Source organism: Ruegeria sp. N10 (assembly GCF_056531545.1).
The window spans coordinates 61,073-70,791 of record NZ_JBQFLY010000016.1; the positions used below are offsets into that span (position 1 = coordinate 61,073).

The 9,719-nt window shown below is 55.1% G+C and carries 7 protein-coding genes and 5 pseudogenes; 6 read left to right on the top strand and 6 right to left on the bottom strand.

Translation table 11 applies throughout. From position 1 onward, the window contains the following. Nucleotides 1-20 precede the first annotated feature (20 nt). Nucleotides 21-722 carry an IS6 family transposase gene (locus tag ACR0JI_RS18010; protein ID WP_480495735.1) on the bottom strand — a complete coding sequence of 234 codons (702 nt, stop codon included), beginning with the start codon at nt 720-722 and terminating at the stop codon, nt 21-23. Between the two features lie 62 nt (nt 723-784). Between ACR0JI_RS18010 and ACR0JI_RS18015 the strand changes: the two are divergent. Next, nucleotides 785-1,045: pseudogene (locus tag ACR0JI_RS18015) on the top strand (DDE-type integrase/transposase/recombinase); the annotation flags it as partial. Here the strand turns inward: ACR0JI_RS18015 and ACR0JI_RS18020 are convergent. The 3 genes and pseudogenes from ACR0JI_RS18020 to ACR0JI_RS18030 all read right to left on the bottom strand — a co-directional run. Further along, nucleotides 1,042-2,195, bottom strand: a protein-coding gene (locus ACR0JI_RS18020; protein WP_480495733.1) for an IS3 family transposase whose coding sequence is annotated in 2 segments (ribosomal slippage) — nt 1,042-1,943 and nt 1,943-2,195 — 1,155 coding nt in all. Because the reading frame shifts where the segments join, the coding sequence is not laid out codon by codon here. The pseudogene ACR0JI_RS18015 and the gene ACR0JI_RS18020 overlap by 4 nt on opposite strands. A gap of 78 nt (nt 2,196-2,273) precedes the next feature. Beyond that, a pseudogene (locus ACR0JI_RS18025) lies at nt 2,274-2,543 on the bottom strand (transposase); the annotation flags it as partial. A 133-nt stretch (nt 2,544-2,676) separates the two neighbouring features. Next, a pseudogene (locus ACR0JI_RS18030) lies at nt 2,677-2,787 on the bottom strand (tripartite tricarboxylate transporter permease); the annotation flags it as partial. On the opposite strand from ACR0JI_RS18030, the pseudogene ACR0JI_RS18035 reads away from it, so the two are divergent. Next, nucleotides 2,781-2,864 (top strand): annotated as a pseudogene (locus tag ACR0JI_RS18035) (transposase); the annotation flags it as partial. The pseudogenes ACR0JI_RS18030 and ACR0JI_RS18035 sit on opposite strands and share 7 nt — an antisense overlap. 39 nt (nt 2,865-2,903) lie before the next feature. Here the strand turns inward: ACR0JI_RS18035 and ACR0JI_RS18040 are convergent. Both ACR0JI_RS18040 and ACR0JI_RS18045 read right to left on the bottom strand, forming a co-directional pair. After that, on the bottom strand, nt 2,904-4,142 hold the full coding sequence (locus tag ACR0JI_RS18040; RefSeq protein ID WP_480484924.1) for an NAD(P)/FAD-dependent oxidoreductase: 1,239 nt from the start codon (nt 4,140-4,142) through the stop codon (nt 2,904-2,906). A 76-nt stretch (nt 4,143-4,218) separates the two neighbouring features. Further along, complete coding sequence (locus ACR0JI_RS18045; protein ID WP_480721229.1) at nt 4,219-5,094, bottom strand: DeoR/GlpR family DNA-binding transcription regulator; 876 nt, start codon at nt 5,092-5,094, stop codon at nt 4,219-4,221. Between the two features lie 33 nt (nt 5,095-5,127). Here ACR0JI_RS18045 and ACR0JI_RS18050 point away from each other — a divergent pair, with 33 nt between their 5' ends. The 4 genes and pseudogenes from ACR0JI_RS18050 to ACR0JI_RS18065 form a co-directional block, all read left to right on the top strand. Then, complete coding sequence (locus ACR0JI_RS18050; protein WP_480495732.1) at nt 5,128-6,555, top strand: FAD-dependent oxidoreductase; 1,428 nt, start codon at nt 5,128-5,130, stop codon at nt 6,553-6,555. After that, the gene (locus tag ACR0JI_RS18055; protein ID WP_480495730.1) at nt 6,545-7,795 is read left to right on the top strand and encodes an NAD(P)/FAD-dependent oxidoreductase; all 1,251 of its coding nucleotides are present in this window, start codon (nt 6,545-6,547) and stop codon (nt 7,793-7,795) included. The genes ACR0JI_RS18050 and ACR0JI_RS18055 overlap by 11 nt, the downstream gene beginning before the upstream one ends. Then, nucleotides 7,792-9,213, top strand: coding sequence for an FGGY family carbohydrate kinase (locus ACR0JI_RS18060; RefSeq protein ID WP_480495728.1), 1,422 nt, complete (start codon nt 7,792-7,794; stop codon nt 9,211-9,213). The genes ACR0JI_RS18055 and ACR0JI_RS18060 overlap by 4 nt, the downstream gene beginning before the upstream one ends. 95 nt (nt 9,214-9,308) lie before the next feature. Continuing rightward, nucleotides 9,309-9,632 (top strand): annotated as a pseudogene (locus ACR0JI_RS18065) (transposase); the annotation flags it as partial. Nucleotides 9,633-9,719: the final 87 nt, after the last annotated feature.

Below are 9,719 nucleotides of genomic sequence, written 5' to 3' on the forward strand. Positions count from 1 at the left end.
GAAATGCTGATGTTCAGATTTCAAAGCGCTCGAGTGGCTGAAATCCAGGCGTCAAACGCTTCGAGACGGTGATATCTGATTGTTAATGCGGAGCGACGGCCTGCAGGGACACTGAAGCAATTCCGAATGGCTGAATGGGTAGCCACGAACCGCTGTAATCCTCCTGGAGACCGATGGTTCTGCATCGTCCGTTCTCGCTTTCGAAACGGTAGATGGCTGTTTTCGGCGCGGTTGTTGAGCCCCTTGTGCGACCAGTGATCCAGACCCGGCGCGATCTCTCGTATGGCCGCGCCATATGAGCGCAGCTTGTCCGTGATGATCCGCTTGGGAACATAACCAAGACGCTTTATCAGGCGGCGCAACAGCCGTTTTGCCGCTCGTTTGTCCCGATTCGGTTGGAGTATTTCGTCCAGCACGACACTATGTTGATCGACCGCGCGCCAAAGCCAATACTTGCGACCAGAAATTCTCACGACAACCTCATCGAGATGCCAGATATCGCCGGGACGGTCCTGTCGCTGTCGCAATTTGCGAGCGATCTGCGGCCCGAACTTAATGACCCAACGCCGGACAGTCTCGTAGGACGCGTCGATCCCACGCTGCAGCAGCATCTCTTCAACTTCCCGTAGGCATAGATTGAAACGGGCGTACAACCACACTGCATGGGCGATTATCTGAGGAGGAAATCGGTGACGCTTGTAGCTGATAGGCAATGAATTCATCGATGCCACCTACGTCCTAATCCAGGCAAAAGCAACCGAACGGCGGTTAACGTGACATCACCCTCAAAGGATTTGGCTGCCCAATCCCAATCGAAATGGTGAGGCGGAAATACTTGAATAACATCGTGGAACAGGATCACCGTTTCATCAAGAGGCGCACTCGACCTATGCTGGGGTTCAAAGCCTTCGCTTCGGCGGCAGCAACGTTGGGCGGAATAGAAGTGGCGCACATGATCCGCAAAGGTCAGTTCACGCCCGGACTCTGTCCGTTTCGTCAATTTGAGCTACTCCCCAATGTTTGGACAGATTTCGGTGTAATTTAAGCTACTTTTTGCTCCTGCTGATCGGTTTGGATTTCTTCTTTTCTCAGCCAATAGACCACGGCTGGGGGTTTGCCGCCAAGGGCGGAGTGTGGGCGTTTGCGGTTGTAGAAATCGATCCATTTCCCAACGCCCGCCTTCGCCTCTGATCCGGTCTCCCAGGCGTGCAGGTAGACGCATTCGTACTTCAACGACCGCCAGAGCCGCTCGACGAAGATGTTATCGAGGAACCGGCCTTTGCCATCCATCGAGATACGCACTCCGGATCGGCGTAGCCGGTCGGTCCAGGCAAACGAGGTGAACTGGCTGCCCTGATCCGTATTCATGATTTCCGGTGGGCCAAACCTGGCGATGGCCTCGTTCAGTGCCGCGACGCAGAAGTCGGCTTCCAGCGTGTTCGAGATGCGCCAGGCCAGCACCTTTCGGGTGTGCCAGTCCATGATGGCGACCAGATACAGAAAGCCCCTGCGCATCGGCAGATACGTGATGTCGGCACACCAGACCTGATTGGGGCGCTCCACCCGTAGGCCGCGCAGCAGATAGGGATAGGTCTTGTGCCCTTTCGCCGCTTTGCTGATGTTTGGTTTCTGATAGATCGGCATCAAGCCCATCAGCCGCATCAAGCGTCGGATGCGCTTCTCGTTCACCAGATGGCCTTCGTTTCGCAAGTGCCAAGTCATTTGCCGGACGCCAAAGAACGGTGTTTCCAGAAACTGCTCATCGATCTGGCGCATCAACATCAGATTCATCGCTGTCTCACCCTTGGGCATGTAGTAAAACGATGACCGCGAGACCGACAATAGCTTGCACTGTTTGCCAATCGACAGGTTGGTATTGGCAGGCTCGACCATCTTGCGCCTCACTTGCCGATCCACGGCTTGAGCTTTCGTGACAAAAAAACGTTGGCAACGGCCAGCTCCCCGATCTTCGCGTGCAGTTCTTTGACTTGCTCCTCGTCGATCTCTGGGGGCTTCTTTCCGCCACGCTCGAACACGCCGGACGCGCCTTCCAGAAGCGCCCGTTTCCAGCTGTGGATCATCGTTGGGTGAACGCCAAACTGGCTCGCCAGATCAGCAACAGTCCGCTCGCCATTCAAAGCCTCAAGCGCGACTTTCGCTTTGAACTCGGGCGAATGGTTCTTCCGTTTCGACATCTCTGATCTCCTCTTCGTCGAAGATCAGCAAACAACAAATCGTAGCTTACGTCAGTGTCCGAAATTCAGGGGGTAGCTCACGGTCCAATCCAACCCGACAAGTTTCAGCAGGCTCTGCACGAACCCCGTCGTCTGTCGCAAAGCCATGCCGAACAGCACTTTCATTGTCAGGCAGGTCTGGATCGCTGCATCGCTGAAGCTCGGATGCCGCCCACGATTCCCGGTCGGCGGAGGCTTCCACACCATTTCAGGATCGAACCAGATAGTCAGCGATCCTCGTCGCTTCAGCGTTTCATTGTAAGCCGACCAGTTCGTGGTCTTGTACTTCGTAGGGGCCCAACTGCTCATGCCCTCACGCTATCATGCTGGATTTACACAGTGAATCCCTTACGCGATTTACGCAACAAGGCCCCTTCAGAAGACAAGCCTTGTTCACAAATGTTCCAAAATCTGTCCGATTTTACAGCTTCAGGCCAGTTAGGCCCATAATGACGGCGGCCACGGAGTTTCCCGGGACCCCTAATGTCAGGGTTGGGATCAATGTCGCCGCGACGTCAGCATTATTGGCACATTCCGCCGCCGCGATACCTTCCCCCATACTCACCAGACCTCAACCCAATCGAACAAAAATGGGCAAAGGTAAAAGCCTTAAGACGGAAAACAGGACAATCACCAGAACAACTCTTCAAGCACAAAATTTGAATCAATTTATGTCGGGTTAGCTATATCGGCGCGGGTTTTTGAGGCTCGGGCAGCGGCGCAGCGCAATTGAAAGGCTTCCTCAAAAGGGTTTACCTTACCAAATCGATCCGTGCGGAAAGGGTCGATATCAAAAGCGGGTTGTTGCCCTAAGATCAAATCGCTGATCGCGTCGCCTATTCCGGCGGAAAGCGTGATGCCGTGACCGCAAGCGCCCGCCGCGGCATAAAGGCCAGAGATCTCTGGAACAGGTCCAAGCAGCATTTTTCCATCCGGTGTATATGAAGATAGTCCGGCCATGTAATGGGAAAATTCGGCATGTTCGATTGCTGGGAAGAATTGCGCAAGGCCCTGATAGGCATCTGCAAGGACATCCCAATGCTCTTCGCCTTTTGTGGGCGAAAATGTGGCGGGGTCGTCTGGCAGCGCGCGAGCGTCAAATGTTGCGGAACGGGTTTCTTGCACGCCAAGGACCAATCCCCCAACTTCGGGGCGTGTATAGGCGCCAATATCGGCAAGGATCGTTATCGGGTGTTCTAGGCCATAGATATCCGAGGGTTCGGTCATCCAATAATGGCTGCGTACCGGGGCCATGGGCAAGGGAAAACCCGCGTGTTGCGAAAATACGGCCGCCCAAGCGCCACAGGCATCAATAACGGTGCGACAGGCAATCCTATCGGTATCGGTCAAGACACCCACAACCCTTCCTTTGTCGCGCAGAACATCTTTCACATTGGTGCGCGGCCGGATCACGACCCCACGCGCTCGCGCGGCCCGAATATAGAACATCGTCAGAAGATAAGGATCAATATAGCCATCGGTAGGCATAAAGGCCGCCTTTAGGATGGTATCGGTATTCAACCACGGCACCATTTCGCCAATTTCGGCAATGCTGGGCCATTGCACCGGAATATCCCATTTCAGCGCATCCCTGGCCGTGGTCTGCAACTCCGCCACACGCGCTTGTGACACGGCAATACGCAACGAGCCGACCTGATGAAAATCCGCGTTTTCGCCCAGCTCGTCTTCAAGTTTACGTATGGTTTCAATGGTTTGCTTTGCCATTGGTGTATTTGCCGGCTTGGTTGATGCTTGCAAAAGCAATCCTGCCGCCCGGCTTGATGCTGCGCTTGCAAGCTCATTGCGCTCTAGCAACAGGATTTTTCCAGCGCCTTTGCAGGCCAAGTGATAGGCGATTGACGCGCCAATCACACCGCCGCCAACAATGATATGATCAAAAACGTCCATTAGAACCTCGAAAGGGGAGAGAATAGGTCTGTGCGGGGATGAAGCAGCGGTGCAAGAAGGCGTTCGGGCGCGCCGGTCATAGCACCTGAACCCTGGCTTGTGACAGCGCATCACGCATTTTTGCACTTGGCAGAGCATTGGATATAAGAATGTCGATTTCCGCCAAGGCACATACCGGATAGGCGGCACGCCGCCCGAGCTTTGACGCATCGGCCAATATGACGGTTCGTTTTGCCTTGCGTGTCATCGCCCGTGCAATTTCGGCTTCGTCAAAACTAAAATCGCAAACCCCACTTTTTGGACAGATGGTTCCGGCCGTGATGATCGCGTAATCGGCGTTGAAACGGTTGATTTCCGTGACCGTCGCGCTGCCAATGGTTTCGCTATTATCGCCTTCAACCCAGCCTCCAAGCATGAAAACCTTGGGCCCGTCAGGTTTTGCGGCCAGAAGCCCGGCAATCTTCAGGGAATTCGTGACGATTTTTAACGAGTTTTTCCTGACCAACGCTTCGGCGGCAATAAGTGTTGTCGAGCCCGTGTCCAAAAAGACCATCTGATCGCCCTGCAACCATGCGGAAAGCTTATCGGCGATGGCCCGCTTTTCCGCCAAATTGGCCTTCATGCGCGCGTAGAACGGGCCTTCATCATTCTGGGGGACTTGTTTTGCGCCCCCATGGATTTTCAAAAGCTTTCCGGCATCTTCCAGCACCGATAGATCGCGGCGTATAGTCTCGGGCGAGGCACCGAGCTCATGGGCCAATGTCTCTACGCTGACCTCTCCCAATGTGGCCACCATGGCGGATATGTGTTTCCGCCGCTCGGTTGCGCGTGCGGTCAAATTCCTGTCCGAACAGATATCAAAAACACGCTCGCCCCCTTCTGCAAAACGGTAGTAAGTTGACCGAATACGTGTTATTGACTCGAAATATACCGAAAAATATGACCGAAACAAGTAATTTCTGGGTTCACCGCAACGGTAGTGCGAATGCTTAAGCGTGAAGAAATGCCCGAGGACTGTTTTGATATTGCCATCATAGGGGCGGGCATTATCGGGGCGGCGATTGCCCGTGGCTTGGCTTTGGAAGGGGCGCGCGTGGCTGTCCTTGAAAAAGCTATGGACCCTTTGGACGGGGCCTCGAAGGGCAATAGCGCCATTTTGCATACGGGTTTTGACGCGCCGGTTGGATCGCTCGAACAGCAATGTGTTGCCCGGGGGCGCGAGATTTATCTGACGATACGTGAAGATCTTGGCCTTCCCCTGCATGAAACCGGCGCGATGGTTTTGGCCTGGAGCGATCAAGAGGCCGAAAAATTATCTGGTCTTTTGCAACAAGCCCATGAAAACGGTGTCGATGATGCAGCATGGATCGATCGCAACGATATTTTGGCGCGCGAACCGGCCTTATCCGATCGGGTCATCGCCGGGTTCGAGGTACCTGGCGAGCATATAATAGACCCTTGGACAACCCCTTATGCTTATCTGACGCAAGCCTTGGCCCATGGTGCATCATTTATTCCAGGCGCCGAAATCATGTCGGCAAGGCGCGACAATGACATATGGTCGCTGAATACCTTGCGCGGGTGCATCAAGGCGAAAGCGGTGGTGAATGCCGCCGGTTTATATGGCGATATCGTCGAAGAAAGGCTTTTGGGCACGGCGACGTTCAAGATCAAACCCCGCAAAGGCCAGTTTGTCATTTTCGACAAGGCTGCCGCGCGTCATTTGCGCTCGATCATTCTTCCGGTGCCGAATGACCGGACCAAGGGGGTTGTTCTGTGCCGCACGATTTTTGGCAATATCCTTGTGGGGCCAACAGCCGAAGAACAAGACAGCCGCGAGGATGCCTCGGTCGAACGAGAGACGCTTCTTAGCTTGCGGGCGCAGGCGATTGATATCCTGCCAGCTTTGGCCGATAGCGAAGTGACAAGTGTCTATGCGGGCATCCGTCCCGCGACGGAACGTAAGGAATATCGTATCATCGCGCGGCCTGATATGGGCTATGTCAATATTGGCGGCATCCGCTCGACCGGTCTGAGTGCGGCACTGGGGCTGGCGGAACATATTATCAAAACCCATGGTGACGCTTTGGGCGCACAACATTTTGCAAACCCACCGGTTTCTATGCCTGAAAAAATCGCCTTGCAACATTTGTCCGATTATCATCAGCGGGATTGGCAACGGCCCGGTAATGGCGGGATCATTTGCCATTGCGAAAAAGTAACCCATCGCGATATCCAAAACGCCCTTGCTGGCCCTTTGGCCCCTCGCAGCTTTGCCGGATTGAAGCGCCGGACCCGTGTATGCATGGGAACTTGCCAAGGCTTCTATTGCATGGCCGCAGTTGCGGCGGCCACAGGTGATGTGCTTGATGTTCCTATATGCGTAGAAGGCCAAAATCCCCATGACCGTTGAGCGTAAAGAGCTGTGTGATATTGCAATCGTGGGGGGCGGCCCCGCCGGTTTGACACTGGCGGCTGAATTGCGGCATCTTGGTGTCGAGCGGGTGATCGTCCTTGAACGCGAGGCCGAGGCCGGGGGTATTCCCCGCCATTGTGGCCATTATCCGTTCGGGATCACCGAATATAACCGCCTTCTGAAGGGCCCTGATTATGCGCGGTGCAAAGTCGAAGATGCCGAACGTAAAGGGGTCGATCTGCGCACCGGCACAACCGTGACCGCGCTTCACCCGGGCGGCACGCTCGAGCTAAGCAGCCATGCAGGAACCGCAACGATCACAGCGCGGCGCGTTGTTCTGTGTACGGGCGCGCGTGAAGCAAGCCGCCCTCAGCGGTTCATTTCAGGAAGCCGCCCCCAAGGGGTTATCACCACCGGCGCGCTTCAGGCTTTCAGCTATATTGAAGGTCTTGTCCCCTTCAAAAAACCCGCGATTCTGGGGACCGAGCTTGTGTCTTTTTCTGCATTGCTGACCTGCCGACATGCGGGCATTCAGCCCGTCGCGATGATCGAGGAAAACCCGCGAATCACAGCGCGGGCATTCAGCCGCCTTTTGCCTGCTGTCTTGGGTGTTCCCATTCTGTCCCAGACCAAATTGACGCGGATTTTGGGCAAAAACCGTGTCGAGGGCATAGAAATCGAGCGCGCCGATGGCCGTAAAAAGGTTTTGGATGCCGATGGTGTCATTTGCACAGGCCGGTTCCGCCCCGAAGCAAGCTTGATGCGCAATGGCCATCTTGCGATTGACCCGAAAACGGGCGGGCCCTTGATCGATCAATTCATGACGACCTCTGATCCCAGCTATTTATGTGCGGGCAATCTGCTTAGACCCATTGAAACCCATGGATGGTGCGCTGAAGAGGGACGGCAAGCCGCGCGGATTATTGTTCAGGCGCTTGGGCAACCGGACAGGGCCGAGCCCCGGCGCCAAACGCCAATTCGGATCACGAGCCCGGCAATACGCTATGTTCTGCCTCAGCACCTGTCCACAGCTTGTCTCGGGGCGCATATGCCCAATCTACAACTTCGCCTGAACCGCCCCGCGCGTGGGCGGCTTGTGATTTCGGCGGATGGCAAAACCATCTGGTCGCGATCCATAAATTCCGTGCCCGAGCGCCGGATTCTCGTGCCGATTGCCCCCCTTCTGGCGCATGGCGCGACCACAAGCATCACTATCGGGCTGGAGGAACAGGATTGAGAATAGGCGCGATTGATCAGGGCACTACAAGCACCCGCATTCTGGTTCACGACAGCACAGGAAAAACCCATATTGCCAAGGCGATTGGGCATCGTCAGATATTGCCAAAACCTGGCTGGGTTGAACATGATCCGGAAGAGTTGATCCGGAATATTCAAGCTTGTCTTGACGCGGCCGGGCCACTGGACGCGGTCGGGATCGACAATCAGGGGGAAAGCTGCCTTGCTTGGGATGCCATCACCAAAGAGGCCCTAAGCCCCGTCATTGTCTGGCAGGATGAACGGACGAATGATGTGGTGGCCCGGCTGAAGGCCGACGGCGCCCAAGACCTTACACTTTCCAGATCCGGATTGCCGCTTGATAGTTATTTCTCGGCAAGCAAACTGGGCTGGATCCTTGAAAACGAACCAAAGGCGCAAAAGGCCCATAGGCGTGGTAGCTTGCGGTTGGGAACGAGTGATGCATTTTTCGTTGATCGTCTGGCCGGGCGTTGCATCACCGATGTTTCGACGGCCTCCCGCACCGCATTGATGAATCTTGAGACCTGCGATTGGGATCCGGATCTTTGCGCGCTTTTTGGCGTCCCGATCGATACTTTGCCCAAGATTGTTTCGAATACCGGTGATTTTGGACAGATCCAAGGCAGCGAAACCACGGCCCCTCTGACCGCGTTGATCGTGGATCAACAGGCGGCGCTTTACGGCGCTGGCTGTCGCCTGCCGGGCAAAGGAAAAGTGACTTTTGGCACCGGTGCTTTTGCGCTGATGTTAACCGGCGACACAATCTGTCGGGAACACAGCAAAGGCCTATTGCCGACCATTGCCTGGCGCAAACAAGGGCAAGCGGTAAATTATGCCGTTGATGGCGGCGTCTTTGCGGCTGGAGCCGCCGTTAATTGGGCCCGCGGATTGGGATTGTTCAACCAATTCGACGAAATCAACGCCTTCGATAAACCAAGTGCCATTTCCCGTGGCCTTGCCTTTGTTCCGGCACTTGCCGGGCTTGGCTGCCCCCATTGGAACAGGCGTGCACGTGGAACATGGCTTGGGCTTGGGCTTGACGATGGGCCCAAGGATTTGATGCAAGCCTTGCTGGAAGGAATCGCCTTTCGCGCCGCTGAGGTGATGCGCGCAATGACAGAAACCACGGCTGCCCGCAGCATGTTTTCAATCGATGGGGGTTTGACGGCCAATCCCTATTTTTGTCACGTTTTGGTAAATGCATTCCAGCAATCCCTGCGCCTTCAGAAGAATGCCGAAGTGACCGCGCTGGGCACCGCATGTCTTGCCGGTGAGGTCATCGGCATGCAAAACGTCCCGGCGCAACTAAACCGCCAAATCAACCCCGACAGAACTCAAAACCACCAAAATACCTTCGCCAAAGCGATTGCCCTCGCGCAGGAATGGGGAAGGGAGTGATTTGGCAAAGAACGTATTTCAACTTCATGCTAGGGTCAGGACCCATTGATTTCCGCCTAGCGGCGTGTTTCATCTTTCGAAAACGAGCGGTGAACATGTCTGATCATTTCTGGCTGACGGATGCGCAAATGGCGCGTCGTGAGCCCTTCTTCCCAAAGTCCCACGGCAAGCCCCGCGTCGATGACAGGCGCGTTTTGAGCGGGATTATCTTCATCAACCGCAATGGCTTACGCTGGCGCGACGCTCCGTCGGTCTATGGCCCACATAAGACGCTCTATAACCGCTGGAAGCGCTGGAGCGATAAGGGCATCTTCGCCCGGATGATGGCCGGTCTGGCTGCCGAACACGGCGAGCAGAAGACCGTGATGATTGATGCGACCTATCTCAAGGCCCACCGAACAGCGACCAGCATGGGTGTCACTGTACCCTAATTAATCAGAATCTTGTCTGAAATTGTCCTGCAAAATCAATGATAGTTTGTACTCTTAATTTTCATATTGTACCGC

What these genes read in the sequence shown, in the direction of transcription:
- ACR0JI_RS18055 (WP_480495730.1), top strand. Translation starts at nt 6,545, where the DNA reads ATGACCGTTGAGCGTAAAGAGCTGTGTGATATTGCAATCGTGGGGGGC.
- ACR0JI_RS18040 (WP_480484924.1), bottom strand. Translation starts at nt 4,142, where the DNA reads ATGGACGTTTTTGATCATATCATTGTTGGCGGCGGTGTGATTGGCGCG.
- ACR0JI_RS18050 (WP_480495732.1), top strand. Translation starts at nt 5,128, where the DNA reads ATGCTTAAGCGTGAAGAAATGCCCGAGGACTGTTTTGATATTGCCATC.
- ACR0JI_RS18010 (WP_480495735.1), bottom strand. Translation starts at nt 722, where the DNA reads ATGAATTCATTGCCTATCAGCTACAAGCGTCACCGATTTCCTCCTCAG.